Genomic DNA, 20,861 nt, shown 5'->3' with positions numbered 1-20,861 from the left:
TTCAATCTTTAGGCTCGGCTATCAACAACAATGATTGCGGCAGCGGGCTTTGTGGATGCTGCGGCTCCTGCACGGCGACCAGCTTGAAACCCGCCATGTCCAGTGCAGTGAACCAGCTGGACAAAGTGCGCAGGTACCAGGGCATGGGCTGCCACTGGCCGGCAAAGCTGGCAAAGGTTTCTTGCCGCCAACCGTCCTGATAGTTGCCGGCCGCGGCCGCCCACGGGTGCAGGGTCTGGATCACCAGGGCGCCGCCAGCGGCGAGCAGGGCGTTCATGGCGCCGAGCAGGGGGATGATGTCCTGGTGCAACAGGGCGAAGTTGGCGCAGACCAGCGAGTAGTCGCGGCCGATATCAACCTGTGCGTCTGCCAGCGCTTCATAGCTGGCCAGATACACCTGGGCCGTCCCCGCTGCCCGCGCCGCCTCGACCAGGGTCGGATCGCCGTCCACCCCCACCGCGTCGATGCCGCGCTTGGCCAGTGCGCGCAACAGCCAGCCTTCGCCACAGCCCAGGTCGAGCACGCGTTCGGGCTGGCGGCCGAGCACCGCCAGCAGAATCGCCTGGTCGGTGACTTGCTGGCGGCTTTCGATGGCGCCGCTGCGAACGGCTTCAATCCACGCTTGGGCGTTGTCTTGCCAGCTTTGCAACAGCTCGTTTTCGGGGGCAGGCATTGCGCTCTCCATTCAACATTACCAGCGCTGGCAAGGCCAGCATGCACAGCTGCAGTCTAGGCAAATGAGCCGGTGCGCACCTCCCCGTCAAGCACATAACGGGTAATCAGCACTCCACCTGGCGTGCTGCTCGAATCGGCCAAAGTAAAGGACGCTGCTTGCGCCTGGTCATCGAACAGGCGCTTGCCACGGCCGAGGATGATCGGGTGAATCAACAGCCGCAGTTCATCCACCAGGCCCGCCGTCAGCAATTGACGCACCAGCTCGCCGCTGCCCTGGGTCAACAAGGTGGCGCCGTCCTGCTGTTTGAGGGTACGAATAGCCCCGGCTAGCTCACCCACCAGGGCATGGCTGTTGTGCCAGTCGAGGGTCTCGGGGTGGTGGGTGGCGACATGCTTGGGCACACGGTTGAACAGGTCGGCGATGAACTGATCCGCAGAGTCGGTCTGGTGCGGCCAATAGCCGGCAAAAATGTCGTAGGTGCGCCGCCCCAACAGCAGTTCGAACGGCTGCGAGAACAGCGTCTGCATGGCCTCGCCGAAGGCCTGGTCGGCAAACGGCACGACCCAGCCGCCGTAGCCAAAACCGCCGCTGGTGTCTTCTTGCGGCCCGCCCGGGGCCTGGATTACGCCGTCGAGGCTGGTGAAGGCGGCAACGATGAGTTTGCGCATGAGTGGCTCCTGATGGGGCTGCAGGCGGAACTGCCTGACACTAGTCGAACCGGCGCTGGCGAAATCGACAGCGCTTCGATCATCTGTGTACTATCGCCCCCAGGCTAATGCTGCCCGCCGCTCGCGCCCACACGGCCTCGGCTTCAGGAGAAAAACGATGATTTCAACCGAGCAAGCCAAGCAGACGGCAATCCGCTTCGACAAGCCCATTCCCATCCTGCGCAGCTTTGACGAAGCCAAGGCCCGCGAGTTCTACCTGGATTTCCTCGGTTTCAGCGTTGAGTTCGAGCACCGTTTCGAAGCTGACCTGCCGCTGTACCTGGGCATCAGCCGTGACGGCCTGCAACTGCACCTGTCCGAACATCATGGCGATGCCAGCCCGGGGGCGACGATCTTCGTGCCCACGCACAACATCGAGCAACTGCGCGACGAACTGCAGGCCAAGCGTTATGGCTATGGACGCCCGGATATCGTCGAGCAGGGCTGGGGTAAAGTGTTGGAAGTCTACGACCCGTTTGGCAACCGGATACGCTTCTGCCAGAGCTGATAGAACGGCATTGAGCCGCGATCAACTGCGGATAAAGGCCAGCAGGTCGGCATTGATGATGTCGGCATGGGTGGTAGGCATGCCGTGAGGGAACCCCTTGTAGGTTTTCAGCGTGCCGTTGCCGAGCAGTTTCGCCGACAGCGGCCCGGAGTTGTCGTAGGGCACGATCTGGTCATCATCGCCGTGCATCACCAGCACCGGTACCGTGACCTTCTTCAGGTCCTCGGTGAAGTCGGTCTGCGAGAAGGCGACGATTCCGTCGTAGTGGGCCTTGGCGCTGCCCATCATGCCCTGGCGCCACCAGTTGAGGATCACCCCTTGCGACGGCTTAGCGCCCGGACGGTTGTAGCCGTAAAACGGCCCGGAAGGGATGTCGTGGTAGAACTGGGCGCGGTTGGCCGCCAGTTGCGCCTGCAGGTCGTCGAATACTGATTTTGGCAGGCCGCCGGGGTTGCTGGCGGTCTGTACCATCAGCGGCGCAACCGCGGCGAGAAGGGCGGCCTTGGCCACCCGCTCCTGGCCATGGCGGGCGATGTAATGGATGACTTCGCCACCGCCGGTCGAATGCCCGACATGCACGGCCTTTTGAACACCCAGGTGCTTGACCAGCGCCGCCACGTCATCGGCGTAATGGTCCATGTCGTGGCCATCCCAGACCTGGCTGGAGCGCCCATGGCCACGGCGGTCGTGGGCGACGACCCGATAACCCTGGGCCAGAAAGAACAACATCTGCGTATCCCAGTCGTCGCTGCAGAGCGGCCAGCCGTGGTGAAAGAAAATCACCTCGGCGTCACGCGGGCCCCAGTCTTTGTAGAAGATCTCAACGCCATCGTTAGTGGTCACGAATGCCATGTTCGCTGCTCCTCTGAGGTGTGGGCGAACCATGAGCATAGGAGATCAGGCTGGAACGTGATTGAAGCCTTCGACAAACGCCGCAATTTGCCGGCTACCGCACAAATGCACCACCGGTACCTGCGGCCCGATGGCTTCACGTACCCTTTCAATCCCCGGGCGATAACCGCGATCGAAGGTCCAGACGAATTTCAGGAAGGTCAGAAACGCCCGGTCCAGCTTTTCGCTGCAGCCGTCGGCGAGGTCAGGGCGCGGGCGGTTCAGCACGCTGCGCTTGATCACCCGCATCAAGCAGGTCAGGCGCGGCGTATCCAGCCAGATCACCAGGTCAGCCTGCGGCAGGCGCAGGTCGAAGGTGCGCCGCGCATAGTTGCCTTCACACACCCAGGCGTCCTGCGACACTGCCTCGCGCACGCGCGAGCGGAACTGCTCGGCATCCGGCTCGACCCAGCCGGGCTCCCAGAACAACCTGTCCAGGTGCACCACCGCCAGGCCCAGTTGCTTGCCCAGGGCGCGGGCGAGGGTGGACTTGCCGCTGCCGGCGTTGCCCAGAATTACGATCCGTTGCATGAGGGACTGCCTTGTCGGAAAAAAAGCCGGCGATTGTGCAGGTTTTGTCGGGGCAGTGAAAGTGTATCGGTAGGGATTTTGCAGCTATCCGGGCACTCACTAGCCGGGCGCAGAGGGAATCAGATCGTCTTCAATCCACTTGGCAAGCCGGTGCCGGTTGATAGCGCGCGCCATGTGCGCCAGATAGGCCAACTCTGCAGTGCCGAGGGTCAATCCGTGGGACAGGAGTAGCGCCAGACCCTCAAGCGCATCGTGCTCTTGCTCCATGCAAATGACCGTTTGCCGGGCCGGGGTGAGGCCGTTGTTGGCGACCGATGAAAGGCTTGCACCACACTCGATCAAGCGCTTGGCGCGGTCCGCCCGACCGAACTTGAGCAGCGTCGAGAGTACGGTGAAGCCATCGTCGCTCGCTGCATCGACACTGTTGTTGCTGCTGTACCAGGCCAGCACCCATTCGAACACAGGGTCATCACTGTCCAATGACACCCGGTGCAGCAGGTTATTGCCGCCAAGGCTGTTTTTTTGCAGAAAATCAACGCCATTGGCCGCAAGAAATTCCAGCGCCTGAATGTTTTCAGCCACATAGAACAGAACAGGAGTGCCGTTATAGGATTCGCGGTTCTTGATCGGCGCAAGCAGGCGCTGCATTGCCCTGTTGTCGCCATTGGCCAAGGCGTCAGCGGCTTCAAACAAATCGATTATCAACGCTTCATTAGTCATCGCGGGCTCTGGGTCGAAAAATTGCGGACAAGACCGGCCCCTGGCGATTGCCCTGGTGTGCAGAACACCCGCTGGCGCTGGCCTGATCATGCACTTTGCATGATGGGCATGTTCGCAACGTGCTGCAACCTATTGAATTTATAGCCATTGCCCTTTCAACCGGTTTGGCACAGGGCGTGCACCCGTTGTAGTGAACATTCGATGTTCCTCACGGGAGTTCTACAACAATGATTACAACATCAGAAACCCACTCCACCTCCATCGTCGAAGCGCAAAGCCGCTCCGGCGTGTCATGGGCGGCTATATTTGCCGGCGCGGCGGGCGCCGCGGCGTTGTCGTTGATACTGGTTTTGCTCGGTATCGGGCTGGGCTTCTCGGCAGTTTCGCCGTGGGTTGGCGACGGCATGAGCGCCAAGGGCCTGGGTATCTCGACGATTGTCTGGCTGGCGCTGACGCAGATTATCGCCTCCGGCCTGGGGGGTTACCTGGCGGGCCGTCTGCGGGTCAAATGGGCGAGCGTGCATGGCGATGAGGTGTACTTTCGCGATACCGCCCACGGCTTTCTGGCCTGGGCCGTTGCCACGCTGGTCACGGCAACGCTGGTGGTCGGTTCGGTCAGCAGTATCGTCGCTGGCGGCGTGCAGGCGGGGGCTCAGGTCGCCGCCGGTGCTGCAGGTGGCGTTACTGCGGCAGCGACGGCTGCCAGCGGTTCCCAGGGTAGCGACCCCTATGGTTATTTCGTCGATACCCTGTTCCGTGGCGATGGCACGGTGGCGGTCAACGAAGATGCTGCACAAGTAGCGGTGACCCGGATCATGGCGCGCGCGTTGAGCAACGGCGGGCAACTGAGCGGCGAAGACCGCCAGTACCTGGCGCAACTGGTCAGTCAGCGCACCAACCTTGCGCCGGCCCAGGCCGAGCAGCGTGTCGACCAGGTCTTCGCCCAGGCGCGCCAGGCAGTGGACGACGCCAAAAAGGCTGCCCGTGAAGCGGCTGATGCCGCCAGCAAGGCGGCTGCGCTGTCGGCATTGTGGATGTTCATTGCCTTGCTGTGCGGGGCGTTCTTCGCCAGCCTCGCCGCCACTTACGGCGGCCGTCGTCGCGATGCCGTGGTGCTGGTCGATGACTACGTCAGTGCCCAAGTCCGTTGAACCGAGGAGAACTACCATGCGTTCACTACTGTTGTTCATGCTGGGTGTACCGATTCCGGTGATCATCCTGATCGCCCTGTTCATGCATTGATTGCCTGGCGAAGTCGGCGGCCTTGCCGCCGACTCGTGCCATCCCTCAAAAAAACTGCACTCACCCCTCAGTTTTTTGAATTACCACTCGCCAGCCCAACCCCGGCAAAATCCCCGCCCACGCAACACCCAAAATTTCCATCTCCACGGACGGAGCCCATTGGTATTGCCCCCTCGCAATACTCAGCCCAGTCAATTTGGCCGGGCTTTTTTTACTGCCCAGGTGCCCGATCTACCCATGTCTCTGCGCGCTCTGAACAACGGGTTCAACCGGCTGCTGCCGGCCCCTCTGAACATCCCCCCAAAAGAATGGCTACGCGCAGGCGTTGGCGCACTGCTCGGTCTGTTTCTCGCAGGCCTGGCCTGCAGCCTGGCCTTTGGCCCGACAGTGGCGCTGCACCTGCTCGGGCCGCTGGCGGCCTCGGCGGTGCTACTGTTTGCCGTGCACTCCGGGGCGCTGGCGCAGCCCTGGCCGTTTATTGGCAGCTATGCCAGCGCCACCGCGGTGGGCCTGGTGCTGCATCACTGCTTTGGTTCGGCCCTGTGGGTCGCGGCGTTGGCCCTGGGCGTGGCGATTTTGCTCATGTGCCTGCTGCGCTGCCTGCACCCGCCGGGTGGCGGCGTGGCGGTGAGCGTGGTGCTGGCCGACTCGTCGCTGGCGGCGATGGGCGACCAGGTGTTCGAACCGATCATGCTCAATGCCCTGGTGCTGGTGGCCGTGGCGGTGATCTACAACCGCCTGACCGGCGTGCGCTACCCGAAGACCGCCGCAGCGCGCAAAGACCTGCACCACACTGCCGACGTGCTGCCAGGTGAACGGGTCGGCGTCAGTGGTGAAGACCTCGACCAGGCGCTGGAAGAGCTCGGCGAGTTCGTTGACGTCACCCGCGACGAACTCGAACGCATCATCATGGCCACCGAGCAACACGCGCTCAAACGCAGCCTGGGCGGCATTACCGCCGCCTCGGTGATGTCCCGGGACGTGCAACTGGCGACCCCGCAAACCACCTTGCAACAGGCCTGGCAGTTGCTGTCGAGCCACCATCTGCACACCTTGCCGGTACTCGATGACGCCCGGCGCCTGGTGGGGATAGTCAGCCTCACCGACCTGATCGGCCCGGCCATGGCCCAGGGGCGGTGCAGCTGGCGCGCATTGCTCGGGCGCCGGCCCAAGGTGCTGCTGGAGCAGATCATGAGCCGGCCGGTGATTACCGTGCGCAGCGACGAGCCGGCGGTGGCGCTGATTCCGTTGCTCAGCGAGCAGGGGCTGCATTGCTTGCCGGTAATGGACGGCGAAGCGCTGGTGGGGGTGATTACCCAGACCGATCTGATTGCCGGGCTCAAGCGGCAGTTGTTGAGTGAGGTTGGGTTGCTCGGCAAGGACCGCGCGCCCGGATAGTGCGTCGCTTATCAGCGGGGGCCTGCCGTTGGCTTCAAGGCGCTGTCCTCGATTCCAGGTCCATGTCTTCAGGCCATTTCACCTTGGGCGCGAGGCGGCGGGCGAGATTGAAGGTGACCTTTTCGTTGTTCCAGTCCCGGGGTGGGCGAGTGAAGTGGGGTAATGCCTGCGGGCCTTGCTGCATGAATAGTTGGGCCATGGCCCAGTACATTTCGCCCTGCTGGATGCCGTGGGCGAAATGGAAGCGATCGATGACCTTGTTGGTGCCGGGGCTGACCACGGCGAGGGTGACTGTTTCGATGAAGCCGCCAGTGCCCATGGGGCCATACACACTACAGGCCTCAGCGCGCAAATCGTCCCAGTTGTAAGCTTCAACCCGTATCCCCCAGGCGCTGCGGCTGAACGGTCGGCGTCCGTCATGAAAGAAGCGGTAGACGTAGACTTTGCGGCGCAGGCGGTTGAAGCGAATGGGTTGGTCGCGAGGGGCTTCTACGTCCATTCTCCAACAGTAGATGCCTCCCCATACACTTGTGATGAAGGTAATGGTAAAGGCTATGCTGATAATAAATGAGGGCGCACTATCTGTCATTGAGATATAGGCAGACAGAATAGAAATCGCAAGTATGGAACAAAAGAACAGAAAGACCGATAACCAGATACCAATGCCTTGCACTCTCAATTTTGCACATGCCAGTTCAAGGTAGACGTCATCTACGTAGTTGGGAGGGGTTGAAGATGCTGATGGATGTGGTTGTGTGGTCGGGGGAAGGTCTGGGGTCGTTAAATCGTACTTCCAGCCTGGGGCCGGCTTATCGAGTAAAGGAGAGATGAAGGCCATAAATGGATTCCAATAAACAGGAAAATGGGTCTGCTCGCACCTGATTTCTTTTCTCAGTTAACGGCATCGGTTTAGGTTTGGAGACTGGGGAATAGTTAAATTCAAGGTACTGACCTTGACTCAAGGTCCATGTCTTCAGGCCATTTCACCTTGGGCGCGAGGCGCCGGGCGAGATTGAAGGTGACCTTTTCGTTGTTCCAGTTGCGGGGCGGGCGAAGGAAGTGGGGTAATGCCTGCGGACCTTGCTGCATGAATAGTTGGGCGATGGCCCAGTACATCTCGCCTTCATCGCTCTCATGTGCAAAATGAAAACGGGCGATCACTTTGTTGGTGCCCGGCTCAACTACTGCCAGGGAGACAGTTTCAATCAGACCGCCTGTACCCATCGGACCGTACACACTGCTGACTTCAGCGCGAAGGTCTTCCCAGTTGTAAACTTCGGTGCGTACCCCCCAAGCCACGCGGCTGAAAGGGCGAAGTCCGTCTTGATGAAAACGGTAGACATAGACTTTTCTGCGCAGGCGGTTGAAGCGAATGGGTTCGTCCCGAGGGGCCTCGACGTCCATACGCCAGTAATAAACGCCTCCCCAGAAGCTTACTATAGATGCTGTAAGTCCAAAAAAAAACGCTGCCAATGAATGAAAACTCCGCAGGTTTGTAATGATGCTTATTTGAAAGAAAAAGGAGGTTGTCGCCAAAATAAAAAGAGCTATTGCGGCCCACACGCAAAATCCACGAGTCTTAAAAGACGAGCGTGGTAGCTCAAGATATACGTCGTTAACATGATTGGGCGGGTTTGTTAGTGTTTGGGCAGAGGGCGCCCGTGATGGCGGATCGTTGGGAACGGGAAGATCATACTTCCAGTGAGGTGCAGGGTTTTCTAATAAAGGTTTGGCTGAGTTCATTGCATTTCCGTGGTGGTTTTATGGGCGTAGGGGTAGAGTTGCTAGCTTCGCTTCAAGGTCTATCAGATAAGTTCAATTGAGCATACGCTTCAGGGGTATATCGGTCTGGCCAGTAAGTTAATGTCAGGGTAGCCGTTTCTATATTGTGGTCGTCTGTATGTTTTGATAGATCAATGATGCCGCTGATTTCTTTGATCTGTATCGTGTTTTTATTCGTGGACGGTACAGTTGTTATGGATGTGGAGGGTGTGTTGATGTTTTCGGTAGGGACGGTGTTTTTCGAAAAGCCCGGTGCGGTCGTCGGCTCATTCGCTGCTATAGGCAAGGGGCTCAGACTGCCTTCAACTAGAGTTTCACCATTTCTATAATTGCTGGATGATTTCTCTCCTCTACGGCTAATGGTCAATTTCCAATAGTAAGCTGAACGACTCGCATCGTAGTGCGGCAGGCGTAGACGGTATTTCAGTATTTGCTGTACTGATGGAGTACCACCACTTGCAGTGCCGTAGCCGACTCTAGGAGAGCTACCGCTGGAAGTCAGTAGTTGAAAGTTGATCCCTACTTCGATCCCTAAAGTAGCTGCATTTAACTCGGCAATGGCTGTAGGCCCATGCTCGGGTCTGTTCCAGTGGATCGGGGGCTTCTCATCGTGGACGCCGAAAAAGCAACGTTTTGCCCAAAGCTCTAGAAGAGTTGATTCTTGTTTCTCGGCAGTTTTGTAAAATGCATATCCCGCCACGCTTAGCATTATGGCTATGCCAAGTGGTCCTAGTAATACGGAGGCTCCTGATAAAGCGGCAGCCATGCCGATAATTCCTCCTGCGCCTGAAAGTACTGCAGATGCGGCGTACAGCTGCGCAGCAAGAGTGTCACCGCGATTCAATGTCCGGCTAATAGCAAAGCTTGCTTGTGCCGCATCATAGAAGCCTGAAGCCGCACCAATGGTTGCGCCAACTTTAGAGAGTGTCTTGCCTATCTGTGCAATCGGAGAATGTGCTGCTGCGCCATATGCGGGGGCCACGTTCATCTTTTGCACATATTGCGCCCCCCTGCGCAATGCAATCCCCACCACCTCCATCCCGCTCCCCAGCACCCCTAGGCTGCTTCCATACAGCGCCAGCCTGGCTTCCATGGACTTCTCGCCAATCACCCGGTCGACTTCCTCAAGATTCTTTTTCATCGCATCGCCAAGCAGGTAAAGGCCACCCAATGCCAGCAGAAGCTCGCCGCTGCCAGCCGCGCCACGCAAACCCGTGAAGCCCGTACGTACCCAGGTGGCGGTTTGGTGCGCAGGAATTTGCAGACCCTGGAGCAGTTTTCGCGCGTGGGGGTCGAGGGTACCGATGCCCGCGGCGATGCTGCCAAGGGCGGCGTGGGCGCCTTTGCCCAGTTGTTCTGCACCGAGGTTGGCAGTGCGCATCAGCGAGGCCTGTAGTTGCGCAATCTCGCTTGCCTTGGCGTTTACCCAGATGCTAATGGTCACCGTCAGCGCTGCAATCCTGGGGTCCAGTACCGCCATGCTCAGCAGCCCGTTGAGGATGATGGGGCGGACCGCTGTGCGAACCTGGCGGGCTTCGTGGTCCACTTCTCCCAACTTGTCTTTGAGGTTGTTGATGGCGCGGTCGCTGGTATCGGCTGCCTTGCGTTGCAGCTCGCGCAGGTGTTCACACTGCAGGGCGTAGTACTCGCTGAGCTTCATCTGCACCTTGAGCTCGGTCAGGTGAATGCCGTTGTGCAGCAGTTGAATGGCGCTGTTGAGCCGGGACACAGCTCGCTCGACACCTGGCCCGAGCGCAGGCTGCAGGCGTGCGCTGGCGGCATTGAGGGCGCCCAGCAGTTGGGCCATGGCGTCTTGCACAGACGGGCGCAGCAACTGCATCGACTCGTCGCTGGCCAGTATCTTGCTCAGTGCAGCGTAGAGTTTTTCGCTGTCGTTCCAGTCGGTATCGGTGCTGGCCTTGAAGCTCGGCAGCAGCTCGGCCAGCAGTTGCCTGTCACGCCGCAGCAGCGCGCGGTAGACGGGGCTCTGCGGGTTGCGCAGCCAGGTGTCCCAGAGCATCGCCGTAGGCCCCGAGTCGGCGTCAGCACTGTCTGTTACCGGGGCCTCGCTGATCCCGCCACTCAGGCACAGCGCCATGGTCTGGCTGTAGGCCTGGCCCGAGGCAAAATCGGCACCGTCGTAATCGTGCTGTTCGCAGCATAAAAAGGCCGGCGTGCGGCAGGCCCCGGCGTAGGCTCGGCCGGCACCGTCGATGATGCGCTGGAAGCTTGCCAACTGCTGGTCATAGCGCTGCTGGAACTCAGCGCGTTGCTGCTCGTTGTAACGTTCTTCCAATCGTCTGGTGTGCTCGAGGGCGCGCTCGTTGACCAGCCTTTCGCGCACCCGTTGCGGATCGGCAAACACCGGTGGGCCATCGCCGGTGAGCGGGTCGGGGGTGGCTGGCGTTTGCTGTTGCGCCCAGTCGCGATGCATGGCGCGGATCGCCAGCAGCAGTTGCGAGGTCTGCTGTTGATAGGCCCGGTCCGGGGTGTTCATCCACTGTTGACGGTGTCCAATCCAGCCGTTGCGAATCCTGTTGAGTTCCTGCACCAGGCCGATGCTGTCGTCCAGTTCCAGGGCCAGCACGCCGTGTGGCAGATCATGATGGGCGATGGCGTTGCGCAGGTAGCCTCGCAACGCGGTCAGGCGCCCGGCTCGAGTGTAAAAACCATGCACGCTATCAAAGCTTGGACTGGGCTGCTGTCGGTACTCGTAGACTTTGTTGTCCACCTGCAGGTTTTCGGCCGTCATGGCCCAGCCGACGCTGGCCGGATCGTTGCGTGCTGTGCCCAGGTCAAGCGCTAGAAAACGCTCGGGAAAACGCCCGCTCTTGTAGGCGGCGAGGACGCTGGCGGGCCACGGATCGCTGGCAAAGGCCAGCCACGCCATGGTGTATTTTTGCGTGTCGATGTTCAGGAACGCCGCTGGGCAGTCATGCCCGGCCGCGATGCAGCTATCGGCCAACGGTGTCTCGTTGGTGGCCGCAGGCTGGTAGGGGTTGAACTGACGCAGGTAACCGTCGGGCGTGACCTGATAGGCCTGCCAGACCTGGCGGTCGAGCAGCACGTATAGGTAACCTGCCCGCAGGGTGCGCCAACCCATGCGGGTATGGTCGTCAGGCAGGGGGGATTCATGGGCCAGGCGCGGCACCACGGCCTTGCGCAGCGGCAGGATGGGCAGGCCCTGACGCTGGCAGACTGTGCATTGGTCGTTGTTGACCAGGCATTCGGTGGTGGCGATGGCGAGTTGCGAAGTCAGGCTCAAGGGTATGCTCCTGCATGGCTCAGGTCGGTGACAATCCGTTGCCAGCTGTTGTCGTTGCAAGGGGCGAGCAGGGTACTGAGCGATGCTGTTCCTCGAGCCGCCTGGTCGATCAGTGCACGGACGCGGGCGTGCTCATGCAGCCGCAGATCCAGCAACAGGCAGTGCATGGCCAGGGTGATGATGTCGTGATGGCTTTTCAGGCCCAATTGACGGGCCTGGTGAATCTGGTAGTGGGCCTTGGCAGCGGCATGGGGCGGCAGTGTTGTTGCACCGGTCCAGCGCGCCGGCGCGAACGTCAGCGGCAGGCTGAGGGCGCGTCGCCAGGTGGCAAGTAAGGTTGACACCAGCACCACCTCCTGCTGCACCTCGCCAGCGAGTGGACGAGGTACGACACTCGCGTGCGGATAGCTACTGATGACGCTGCTGGTACCGCTGGACATGGGAAACAGCCAGTGTTGAATCGGCCACCAGAATCCCTGTTCCGCCTGCTTTAACGTGCCGGCCAGCAATTCCAGGCGCAACGGTTCATACACCGGAAAGAACTGTGTGCCCTGTACCATGGGCAGATGCCCTAGGGCGATCAGGTGCGCACTGAATGCAGCGGTGGTGACGCTGCTGCTGAGCCAGCCGCAGACGTAGCGTCGGGAGCGCGTGGCGTCCTCGTTTACACGCTGCGCCGAGAGTGACAGCAGACGCTCCGAAGGCCGGGCGCCGGGGCTCGCCAGGGTCACCAGCACCGGGCAGGCGTGCGGCGTGTGCTCAAGGTCCGGACGCCACACGCGGGTGAGGGCGTCGTCGCCCAGTGTCTGGCGCAGCGCCTCGATATGCAGGGGATCGTCCGAGGCACAGTCAGCCAACGGGTCGAGCAGCAGGTACAGCGTTGCTTCGGGCGTGTAGATCTCATCAACGAACTTCTGCACAAGCGCCGGCGTCATCGGTTTTTCTCCACACAGGTTTGCCCTGCCTCGGGCGAGAGCTGCAGGGAAAAGGGCTGTGCGCTGCCCGGCGCAGTCATTTGCACCGGCCCCCGTAGGGTAATGGCCAGGCCATTGAGGTGAATGCCCTGGGCATCGATCGTCAGGCTGCCGCCAGGGCCCTGAATGACCAGGCGCTCGCTGGCTTGCAGCTGGTAGGTTGTGGTGGTGCGCTGCATGCCCTGGCCGGCGCTCAGGTGATGCTGGCCGTGGGTGAGGTGCTCGCTGTGGCCGCCGACTTCGGTGCGATGGTTGGCAGTGGTGGCGTCAAAACGGTCATTGCCGACGCGCTCCCAGCGGTCATTGCCGATGCTGATCTCATGGTTCTGGCCAATGTTCAGCGAGCGGTTCAGGCCTATGTCCTGGGACTGGTTGTGACCGATGGAGAGGGTTTCATCGTTGCCCACCGTCTCACTGCGATCATTGCCAACAAACACCCCATTGTTGTGTTTGATATGAACGTTCTTGTCCTTCTGGGCATGGATGAACACCTCTTCCTGCCCCAGCTCATCCTCAAAGCGCAGCTCGTTGAAGCCCTGGCCCTTGTGGCTGCGGCTTTTGATGGTCATGCGCGTTTTGTGCTTGGGCAGTTGATACGGCGGCAGGTTGGTTTCGCGGTAGGCGCGGCCGGTGGCGATGGGCTGGTCGGGGTCGCCGTCCAGGTAGCTGATGATCAGTTCCTGGCCGACCCGGGGGATGGCCATGGCGCCCCAGGTGGCGCCGGCCCAGCCCTGGGCGACGCGGATCCAGCAGGAGCTGTGGTCGTCCTGGTGGCTGTCGCGGTCCCAGGGGAAGCTGACTTTGACCCGGCCCCATTCGTCGCAGTAGATCTCTTCGCCCGGCGGGCCGACCACGCTGGCGATCTGCGGGCCGTCGATGCGCGGCTTGGGCCGTAGCGGCGCTTTCCAGTCGGCGTCCCAGCGGATGGCGCTGGCGCTGAGCCGGTAGGCGGTGCCGCTGTCGCTGCCGAAGGCCTCTTCGAGCAGGCTGCTGTGCTGCGTGCCGTGGTGCTCGATGGCGATGGTGCGCCAGCGGTCGTTGAAGTCTTCGCGCGGGTGGTCGTTGAGGTCGAAGGCCAGGCCCGGCTGCAGACGCGCGTCATCGCCTTCCATGTGGGCCAGGCGGGCGTCGCTGCGCAACGCGGTCAGGCGGGTTTTGGTGAAGGGCTTGCCGCTGGCGTCGCGCTTGTAGCGGCCGGGGTAGTCGTAGCGTTCGTAGTCGCTGTGCTGGTGGTCGAGGTCGCTGGCGCCGACGGCGTTGTGCTGCAGGTTGTAGTAGGGGTGAGTGAAGGTGTAGTCGCGCTGCACCTGGCGCGCGCTGCGCACCTGTTCGGTGTAGTGAAAGCGCTGCAGGGCCGGCTCGGCGCTGTCGCCGCCGGCCAGCGGCTGGTAGAGCACCGGGCAGTGCTCGTGGGTGCCGATGGTGCCCAGGCCGCCGACGCGGTCGGTGAGCCACAGGGTATGGCCGTCGGCACGGTGCTCGAAGCTGTACAGCAGGCCCTCTTCGGCGGCCAGGCGGGCGATGAAGTCGAGGTCACTTTCGCCGGCCTGGACGCAGTATTCGCGCGGCGGATGGTCGAAGCACAGGTAGGTTTTGACCTCGCTCAGGCGCTGGGCCTCGAGCACCGCGAGGATGATCTCGGGCACGCTCTGGCCCTGGAACATGCGCCAGTTCGAGCGCAGGCCGGCGCGCGCCAGGCTGGGTTCGAGCACGGCGCGGTAGCGGGTGCGGCGAAAGCCGGTGTCGCCCTGGCTGAACAGGCTGACCAGGCCGTGCACGTAGCGCACCGGGGTGTCGCCCCGCCACAGGGTGAACAGCGCGGCCAGGTCGAGCACGCGGTTGAAGTCGACGGCCGGGTCGTGGCTGGCCAGCTCCAGGCTCAGGCGAAAGGGCTGGGACAGGCCTTCCTCGAGGTGGAACTCGACCACCTCGAAGGCGTCGCCCTGCAGGGGCTCGAAGGTGAAGCGCAGGTCGTTTTGGCGGGGCATGGGGGGGCTCTCTTGACTAGACCGGCAGATGACGGGATGCCATGCGGGCAGCCCCGGGAAATCTAGGCAGGTGCTAGCTCACGCCTCAAGGGATGAGCTGCAATCAAGAGAGGTCCTACGGCGTCCTTCGCCTTTGTCTGTCAGATGTGTCGGACAGATACCGCTGATTCAGATCACCGGATCCCAGCGCTGTGACCAGTCGCTCTCACCGGCGACCACTTCGCGCAGTACCCTGAACGCCTGTTGCAGCGCCTCGCTGTCGCGCTCGCGGGCATACACCAGGTAGGTGGGGTAGGTGAACTCGGGCGCTTGCGGCACGCGTTCGAATACGCCGCTGTCCAGGTAGGCCTGCACCACGCGGGTACGGAAGTAGCCGCTGCCGCCGTGTTCAAGGATGTACTGCAGCGCCAGCGGCCCGAGGTTGAAGCTCAGCGCCGGGCGCGCGCATTCGGGCAGGGCGGCGTCGTGACGGCGGCGAAAGGCCTGGCCCCAGTCGATGTACACGTAGGGCTCGGGTTTGTCCTTGCGGCGGATGCGGATGAGCTTTTCTTCCATCAGTTGCTCCACCTGCAGGCCGGGGCCGTAGGTGGGCTGGTAGACCAGCACGGCATCGAGCACGCCCATTTCCACCTTGTGCAGCAACGACTCGCCATCGCTGACTTCGCTGCGAATGGCGTGGCCGGGCATTTCCCGGTGCAGGGCGCTGACCCAGCCAAGCACCATGGGGTTGCCGAGGCTGACTTCGCCGCCGATGTGCAGCACCTGGTGGCAGCCTTCGGGCAACGGCAGGTCGCGGCGCGCGGCCTCCCAGGTTTGCACCAGCTGGTTGGCATACACCACGAAGGCCTCGCCGTCGGCAGTGAGGCTGGCGCCGCTGCGACTGCGAATGAACAGCTGGCAGGCGAGTTGCTGTTCGAGCTTTTGTACCCGGGCGGTGATGGCCGTCTGGGTGACGTGCAGGCGCTCGGCGGCGGACACCAGGCTGCCGGTGCGGACGATTTCCAGAAAGGTGCGGGCGAGCTCGATATCCATGGGGCAGCCTGGTGTTTGCGGTGGCCTATTCTAGTGGCTTTGCACGGGTTTGGGGCGTGGCTGCACAGCCGCCAGAGAAATCAGTCGTACAGCACCGGCTGGCGATCCCGGTGCACATCGTTCAAGGCACTGATGCGCTTGTCCCGCGCCTCGCTCAGGTCGAGGCGGGCATGGATGATTTGCGTGCCGGCCGGCGCTTCATGCAGCGGCCCGGCCAGCGGGTAGCCGTTGGCATCGACAATCACCGAGCCACCGACCCAGTCCACTTCGCGCTCATGGCCGTTGCGGTCACAGGCGGCGATGTACAAGCGGTTGACCGAAGCATTGGCCTGCACCCGTACCACTTCCGCGGGCCGCTCGCCGAGCGGTCGCGGGCCGTCCGGCCAGTTCACCGGCGCGCACAGCAGTTCGGCCCCGGCCAGCGCCGGCAAGCGCACCCACTCGGGAAATTCCAGGTCGTAGCAGATCATCACCGCAATGCGTCCGAAGCGCGTATCGATCACCGGCGGCGGTTGCCCACCGGCGCTGAAGATGCGCTTTTCGTCGTTCCACAAATGCGCCTTGCGGTACACCGCGCGCACGCCGTCGGCATCGACCAGGGCGGCGCTGTTGTACAACTCGTCGCGCTCGGTGCGCTCGCAAAAGCCGCCGACGATGACGATGTCCAGCTCCGCCGCCAGCGCTGCCCACTGGCGCAGGGTTTCGCCGTTGGGGGTTTCGGCCAGGCTCAGGGCTTCGTTGCGGTCGGCGAACACATAGCCGCTTTGCACCAGCTCCGGTAGCACCACCACCTGGGCGCCTTGTCCGGCGGCGCTGCGGACAGCCTGTAGGGCGCGCTCGCGGTTGTATTTAAGTTCGCCGACCTGCGGCGCCAGTTGGCAGCAGGCGACCTGGATCAGGGTTGGACTCATGCGAGGGTTTCCTCAAGCTGGCGCTCGCTGGCCGCTGCCAGGCGTTGTTCGCCAGGCAGGTCGAGCGAGCGGCAGAGCAGGGCGTAGAGACTGCCGGTGACCAGCAGACCAATGACAAAAGCAATGTCGGCACCACCCAGCGCGGCGGCTGCGGGGCCGGTGTAAAAGCTCAAGGCCATGAACGGCACCATCGCCAGCAAACCCAGGCCGTAGGCGATCAGCCCGGGCTTGCCCCAGGCACCGTAGATGCCGTCGGGGTTGAAGATTTCGCTGATCACGTAGTGGCCCTTGCGCACGCAGTAGAAGTCCACCAGGTTGACCGCGGTCCACGGCACCAGGAAGTACAGCATCAGCAGCACGAAGGTGTTGAAGCTGCCCAGGTAGCTCTCGGGGATGGCCAGGGCGACGATAAAGACGATGGTGGCAATCACGCTGATGCCGGCCACGCGGATCTTCAGCGACGGCGTGACCTGCTTGAAGCAGTCGATGGCGCTGATGCTGGTGAGCATGGCGCCGTAGCAGTTGACCGCCATGATGCCCACCAGCGCCGGTACCGAGATCAGCACAGTGAAGGTGCCCAGGCCCGGCAGGAACTGGTTGCCCACTTCGCGCACACTGGCGATGGCGTCAGGCGCTGGCAAGGCCGAGGCGAGAAAGGCGCCCAGGGACATCAGCCACAGGGCCGAGCCGGCCGCGCCCAGGTAGGTCCAGAACACCACTTTCGCCGTCGGCGTGTCGTGGGGCAGGTAGCGCGAGTAGTCGGAGACGTACACCGAATAGCTGATCTGGTAACCGGCGGCCGCCGACAGTTGCACCAGGAATGCGCCCCACGAGAACTGCGGATCCTGCAGGGCGGCGTCGGCCTGCAGGGTCAGCAGGGCGCTGACGGTGAGCACGCCGAACACCAGGATCATCACGTAGGTCAGCCAGCGCTGCACCGTGTGTAGCAAGTCGTGGCCGACCACCGCCAGCAGCACGGCGATGACGATCAGGCCCAGGTACCAGGGCGTGCGTTGGCCGGGCAGCACGGTGTTGATCGCATCGGTGGCGAGGATCACGTTGAAGACGTTGAAACCGATGTAGACGAAGACCACAGCGGCAAACGGCACGATGGTGCCCTTGAGGCCGAATTGGGCGCGCGACTGGATCATCTGCGGCAAGCCCATACGTGGGCCCTGGTTGGCGTGAAAGGCCATGAAGAAGGTGCCAAAGCACACCCCGAGCACGATCGCCAGGATCGAGTACAGCGCCCCCAGGCCCAGGGCCGGGCCGGTGAAACCGGTGACCATGGTGGTGAGCACGAAGTTGCCGGTGAACCAGAACGGCGCCTGGTGCCAGACCTTGCCGTGGCGCTCGCTGCGCGGCACATAGTCGATTGAGCGAACCTCGATGCGCGGGCGTGCAGCCCCCGCCTTGTTGGCGTTGTCCACGGCAGTACCTCGTGTTGTTTTTATGGGGTAACTGGCCGATGGTCCGACAGACGGTGGGTGAGGGGAATCGTTGGTATCAAAAAATTACTTCATGGAATTCAGAAGTAATGGGCTGCGGTGCAGCCCATCGCGGGCAGTGTCAGTAGCGAATCATCACCGACTTCAGCTCGGTGTAATCCTCGATAAACGCCCCGCCAAATTCACGGCCTATGCCTGAAGCCTTTACCCCGCCAAACGGCACGGCCGGGTCGAGCAGGGTATGCATGTTCACCCACACCGTACCGGCCTGCACCTGCGGCACCAGGCGCAAGGCCTTGCTCAGGTCGTTGGTCCACAGGCTGGCACTGAGGCCATAGGGGCTGGCGTTCATCAGCGCGATCAGTTGCTCTTCATCGTCATACGGCAAGAAGGTCGCCACCGGCCCGAAGGTTTCCTCGTTGAGCAGGCTGTCGTCCACCGAATTGGCCAGGATCACCGTCGGCTCGACGTAGCAGCCGGGGCCTTCGAGCAAACGCCCGCCATGGATGATCTGGCTGCCTTCGCTGCGCGCCTTGGCAAACAGTGCGCCGAGCCTGGCCTGGTGCTGCTTGTTGCAGACCGGGCCGAATTCGCTGCTTTCATCCAGCGGTGAGCCGATCTTCAGCTGGGCCAGGCGCTCGCTCAAGGCCCCGGTCACCGCCTCGATCTGCGAGCGATGCAGATAAAAGCGCTCGGCTGCCGCGCAGATCTGCCCGGCGTGCAAAAAGCCCGCTTCGATGATGCCGTCCACCGCCGTGCGCAGCGGTACGTCGCGCAGGAACCCGGCCGCATTCTTGCCGCCCAGCTCCAGGGTGGCGCGGGTCAGGTTGGCGGCCATGGCGCTCTGGCCGACGGCAAGGCCAGTGGGCACGGAGCCGGTGAACGAGACCTTGTCGGTGCCCGGGTGCTCGATCAGCGCCTTGCCGGCCAGGCCGGCGCCGGTCACCACGTTCAGTGCGCCTGCGGGCAGGCCGGCGTCGATGGCAAGTTCGGCAATGCGCAGGATGGTCAGCGGGGTGAATTCGCTGGGTTTGATGATGATGCTGCAACCGGTCACCAGTGCCGAACCGAGCTTCCACAAGGCGATCATGGTCGAGAAATTCCACGGCACGATGCCCACCACCACGCCGACTGGCTCGCGCAGGGTAAAGGCGGTGTAGCGCTCGCCGTTGAACGAGGGCAGCGACGGGGTGAGGGTCTGGCCGCTGAGCTTGGTCGCCCAGCCGGCGTAGTAGCGCAAGAAATGCGCGGCCTGATCGACCTCGAAATTGCGCGAAAGGGTGATCAGCTTGCCCGACTGGCAGGTCTCCAGCTGCGCCAGTTCTTCGCGGTGTTGCTCGATCAGGTCGGCAAGCTTGAGCAGCACGCTGGCACGCACGGCGGGGGCGGTTTGTGACCATTGCGCAAAGCCACGGCGCGAGGAGGCGACGGCATCGTCGATGGTCTGCGCGGTGGCTTCGGCCACGCGGCTGATGACCTGGTCACTGGCCGGGTCGATCACCTCCAGGTAGCGGGCATCGGCCTGTGGCTGCTGGCGACCGTCGATAAAGCTGCTGTGCTCGCGTTGCAAAAAAACGCGCACCTGGGGCAAAAGGCTGATGTTGCTCATGGGACGAACCTCAAGGGAAAGCAAAGCCCCGACCCTAGCGCAGCGCCCCGGCAGTGGCTTGACTGAGCCTGCCGCCGGCCATGCACCGGCCTGCCAGGCGCTTTGTAATCTGCAAGGTTTGGCCTTAGGCTGCGGCATCCGCCTGTGCAGGAGCGCCCCTTGAACCCGATTTTCGCCTCCCTGAGCATCGCCCACCTGCGCGCGTTGCAGAGCATGCTGCAGCTGAAGAACCTCAGCCATGCCGCCGAGCGCCTGGGCAGCAGCCAGTCGGTGCTCAGCCGCCAGCTGGCACATATGCGCGAAGCCTTTGACGACCCGCTGCTGGTGCGCCAGGGCCGCGGCTATGTCTTGAGTGAACGCGGCGAAAGCCTGCTGCTGCCGCTGGGCCAGGTGCTGGCCGAGCTCGAGGCCTTGCGTCAACCGCAGGCCTTCGAGCCCAAGCGCTGCGAGCGGCGTTTTTGCCTGGCGGCCTCGGACTACATCGCCGAACACATGCTGCCGCTGCTGGTCAGCACCCTTGAGCGCGAAGCGCCGGGGGTGTCGATCGAGTACCGCACCTGGCAACCGGGGCAGTATGAACTGCTCGCCAGCGGCGAAGTCGACCTGGCTACCACGCTGTTCGACGATGCTCCGGCCAACCTGCATGGGCGCATGCTCGGTGAAGACCGCGCGGTGTGCCTGATGCACCGCGAGCACCCGTTGGCGGCAAAAACCGAACTGAGCCAGGACGATTACCGCGCCTGGAACCATGTGCGCATTTCCGGCGGTGGCGACAAGGACAGCTTTATCGACCGCCACCTGCGTGAGCAGGGCCTGAGCCGGCGCATCAGCCTGCAGGTGCCGTTCTACTCGGCGGCGGTGCAGGTGGTCGGCAGCAGCCAGGCGCTGGTCACCGTGCCCGAGCACATTGCCCGCCAGCTCAGCCGCCTGCATCCACTGACCTGGCGGCCGTTGGCGTTTGTCGAGCACAGCCAGCGCTACTGGGTGGTCTGGCACCAGCGCCTGCACGGCTCGGCCGAGCACCGCTGGTTGCGCAACCTGGTGTTCGAGCAGTGGCAGCAGTCGCAGTTCGGCGTGCACGGCGGCCATGCGCATTCGCCATAGCAGCTATGCGCGGGGCGGCGTTTTTTGGCGGTCAGCCAGGGCCTAGACTCAGGCCCACTTACCGCCAATAACAGG

16 protein-coding genes and 2 pseudogenes are annotated in these 20,861 nt (G+C 62.5%); 4 read left to right on the top strand and 14 right to left on the bottom strand.

What is annotated here, in order from left to right:
* Position 1: 1 nt before the first annotated feature.
* Both BLR26_RS19135 and BLR26_RS19130 read right to left on the bottom strand, forming a co-directional pair.
* Complete coding sequence (locus BLR26_RS19135) at positions 2-673, bottom strand: class I SAM-dependent methyltransferase (RefSeq protein ID WP_093384155.1); 672 nt, start codon at positions 671-673, stop codon at positions 2-4.
* A gap of 56 nt (positions 674-729) precedes the next feature.
* A complete protein-coding gene (locus BLR26_RS19130; protein WP_093384152.1) occupies positions 730-1,344 on the bottom strand; it encodes a dihydrofolate reductase family protein in 615 nt (204 codons plus the stop codon).
* 187 nt (positions 1,345-1,531) lie between these two features.
* Here BLR26_RS19130 and BLR26_RS19125 point away from each other — a divergent pair.
* Positions 1,532-1,891 (top strand): annotated as a pseudogene (locus tag BLR26_RS19125) (glyoxalase superfamily protein); the annotation flags it as partial.
* 21 nt (positions 1,892-1,912) lie between these two features.
* Here the strand turns inward: BLR26_RS19125 and BLR26_RS19120 are convergent.
* The 3 genes from BLR26_RS19120 to BLR26_RS19110 all read right to left on the bottom strand — a co-directional run bounded on the left by BLR26_RS19120 (position 1,913) and on the right by BLR26_RS19110 (position 4,033).
* On the bottom strand, positions 1,913-2,743 hold the full coding sequence (locus BLR26_RS19120; protein WP_045201325.1) for an alpha/beta fold hydrolase: 831 nt from the start codon (positions 2,741-2,743) through the stop codon (positions 1,913-1,915).
* A 45-nt stretch (positions 2,744-2,788) separates the two neighbouring features.
* Entirely contained in the window at positions 2,789-3,313 is a 525-nt protein-coding gene (locus BLR26_RS19115) for a P-loop NTPase family protein (protein WP_093384146.1), read from the bottom strand.
* Between the two features lie 99 nt (positions 3,314-3,412).
* Positions 3,413-4,033, bottom strand: coding sequence for a hypothetical protein (locus BLR26_RS19110; protein WP_093384143.1), 621 nt, complete (start codon positions 4,031-4,033; stop codon positions 3,413-3,415).
* A 227-nt stretch (positions 4,034-4,260) separates the two neighbouring features.
* Here BLR26_RS19110 and BLR26_RS19105 point away from each other — a divergent pair, with 227 nt between their 5' ends.
* Positions 4,261-5,184 (top strand): hypothetical protein, encoded by a 924-nt coding sequence (locus BLR26_RS19105; protein WP_045201328.1) that lies wholly within the window; start codon positions 4,261-4,263, stop codon positions 5,182-5,184.
* 285 nt (positions 5,185-5,469) lie between these two features.
* Positions 5,470-6,673 (top strand): annotated as a pseudogene (locus BLR26_RS19100) (HPP family protein).
* A 34-nt stretch (positions 6,674-6,707) separates the two neighbouring features.
* On the opposite strand, the gene BLR26_RS27780 reads toward BLR26_RS19100, so the two are convergent.
* The 9 genes from BLR26_RS27780 to BLR26_RS19055 form a co-directional block, all read right to left on the bottom strand.
* Positions 6,708-7,511, bottom strand: coding sequence for a DUF6708 domain-containing protein (locus BLR26_RS27780; protein WP_371128651.1), 804 nt, complete (start codon positions 7,509-7,511; stop codon positions 6,708-6,710).
* Positions 7,512-7,612: 101 nt separating this feature from the next.
* Positions 7,613-8,416 carry a DUF6708 domain-containing protein gene (locus BLR26_RS27775; protein ID WP_371128650.1) on the bottom strand — a complete coding sequence of 268 codons (804 nt, stop codon included), beginning with the start codon at positions 8,414-8,416 and terminating at the stop codon, positions 7,613-7,615.
* Positions 8,417-8,468: 52 nt separating this feature from the next.
* Positions 8,469-11,720, bottom strand: a complete 3,252-nt coding sequence (locus BLR26_RS19085) for a T6SS effector BTH_I2691 family protein (RefSeq protein ID WP_093384131.1) — start codon at positions 11,718-11,720, stop codon at positions 8,469-8,471.
* The gene (locus BLR26_RS19080) at positions 11,717-12,655 is read right to left on the bottom strand and encodes a hypothetical protein (RefSeq protein WP_093384128.1); all 939 of its coding nucleotides are present in this window, start codon (positions 12,653-12,655) and stop codon (positions 11,717-11,719) included. Before BLR26_RS19080 ends, BLR26_RS19085 begins: the two co-directional genes overlap by 4 nt.
* Positions 12,652-14,682: a type VI secretion system Vgr family protein gene (locus BLR26_RS19075; protein ID WP_093384114.1), complete on the bottom strand. Its 2,031-nt coding sequence runs from the start codon at positions 14,680-14,682 to the stop codon at positions 12,652-12,654. Before BLR26_RS19075 ends, BLR26_RS19080 begins: the two co-directional genes overlap by 4 nt.
* 168 nt (positions 14,683-14,850) lie before the next feature.
* Positions 14,851-15,714: a LysR family transcriptional regulator gene (locus BLR26_RS19070; RefSeq protein WP_045196624.1), complete on the bottom strand. Its 864-nt coding sequence runs from the start codon at positions 15,712-15,714 to the stop codon at positions 14,851-14,853.
* Positions 15,715-15,794: 80 nt separating this feature from the next.
* Positions 15,795-16,625, bottom strand: coding sequence for a nitrilase family protein (locus BLR26_RS19065; protein WP_093384109.1), 831 nt, complete (start codon positions 16,623-16,625; stop codon positions 15,795-15,797).
* Positions 16,622-18,055, bottom strand: a complete 1,434-nt coding sequence (locus BLR26_RS19060; RefSeq protein WP_093384104.1) for a purine-cytosine permease family protein — start codon at positions 18,053-18,055, stop codon at positions 16,622-16,624. Before BLR26_RS19060 ends, BLR26_RS19065 begins: the two co-directional genes overlap by 4 nt.
* Before the next feature lie 139 nt (positions 18,056-18,194).
* The gene (locus BLR26_RS19055; RefSeq protein WP_093384100.1) at positions 18,195-19,682 is read right to left on the bottom strand and encodes an aldehyde dehydrogenase family protein; all 1,488 of its coding nucleotides are present in this window, start codon (positions 19,680-19,682) and stop codon (positions 18,195-18,197) included.
* A gap of 159 nt (positions 19,683-19,841) precedes the next feature.
* On the opposite strand from BLR26_RS19055, the gene BLR26_RS19050 reads away from it, so the two are divergent.
* Positions 19,842-20,786 (top strand): LysR family transcriptional regulator, encoded by a 945-nt coding sequence (locus tag BLR26_RS19050; RefSeq protein WP_045196636.1) that lies wholly within the window; start codon positions 19,842-19,844, stop codon positions 20,784-20,786.
* The last annotated feature ends 75 nt before the right edge of the window (positions 20,787-20,861 follow it).

Source organism: Pseudomonas sp. UC 17F4, from assembly GCF_900101695.1.
In the GTDB taxonomy this organism is placed as follows: domain Bacteria; phylum Pseudomonadota; class Gammaproteobacteria; order Pseudomonadales; family Pseudomonadaceae; genus Aquipseudomonas.
The sequence above is the reverse complement of the archived record's forward strand: the minus strand, read 5'-3'. Positions and strand labels throughout refer to the sequence as shown.

What these genes read in the sequence shown, in the direction of transcription:
- BLR26_RS19065 (WP_093384109.1), bottom strand. Translation starts at nt 16,625, where the DNA reads ATGAGTCCAACCCTGATCCAGGTCGCCTGCTGCCAACTGGCGCCGCAG.
- BLR26_RS19120 (WP_045201325.1), bottom strand. Translation starts at nt 2,743, where the DNA reads ATGGCATTCGTGACCACTAACGATGGCGTTGAGATCTTCTACAAAGAC.
- BLR26_RS19055 (WP_093384100.1), bottom strand. Translation starts at nt 19,682, where the DNA reads ATGAGCAACATCAGCCTTTTGCCCCAGGTGCGCGTTTTTTTGCAACGC.
- BLR26_RS27780 (WP_371128651.1), bottom strand. Translation starts at nt 7,511, where the DNA reads ATGGCCTTCATCTCTCCTTTACTCGATAAGCCGGCCCCAGGCTGGAAG.
- BLR26_RS19080 (WP_093384128.1), bottom strand. Translation starts at nt 12,655, where the DNA reads ATGACGCCGGCGCTTGTGCAGAAGTTCGTTGATGAGATCTACACGCCC.
- BLR26_RS19115 (WP_093384146.1), bottom strand. Translation starts at nt 3,313, where the DNA reads ATGCAACGGATCGTAATTCTGGGCAACGCCGGCAGCGGCAAGTCCACC.
- BLR26_RS19105 (WP_045201328.1), top strand. Translation starts at nt 4,261, where the DNA reads ATGATTACAACATCAGAAACCCACTCCACCTCCATCGTCGAAGCGCAA.
- BLR26_RS19070 (WP_045196624.1), bottom strand. Translation starts at nt 15,714, where the DNA reads ATGGATATCGAGCTCGCCCGCACCTTTCTGGAAATCGTCCGCACCGGC.
- BLR26_RS19110 (WP_093384143.1), bottom strand. Translation starts at nt 4,033, where the DNA reads ATGACTAATGAAGCGTTGATAATCGATTTGTTTGAAGCCGCTGACGCC.
- BLR26_RS19130 (WP_093384152.1), bottom strand. Translation starts at nt 1,344, where the DNA reads ATGCGCAAACTCATCGTTGCCGCCTTCACCAGCCTCGACGGCGTAATC.
- BLR26_RS19135 (WP_093384155.1), bottom strand. Translation starts at nt 673, where the DNA reads ATGCCTGCCCCCGAAAACGAGCTGTTGCAAAGCTGGCAAGACAACGCC.
- BLR26_RS19075 (WP_093384114.1), bottom strand. Translation starts at nt 14,682, where the DNA reads ATGCCCCGCCAAAACGACCTGCGCTTCACCTTCGAGCCCCTGCAGGGC.
- BLR26_RS27775 (WP_371128650.1), bottom strand. Translation starts at nt 8,416, where the DNA reads ATGAACTCAGCCAAACCTTTATTAGAAAACCCTGCACCTCACTGGAAG.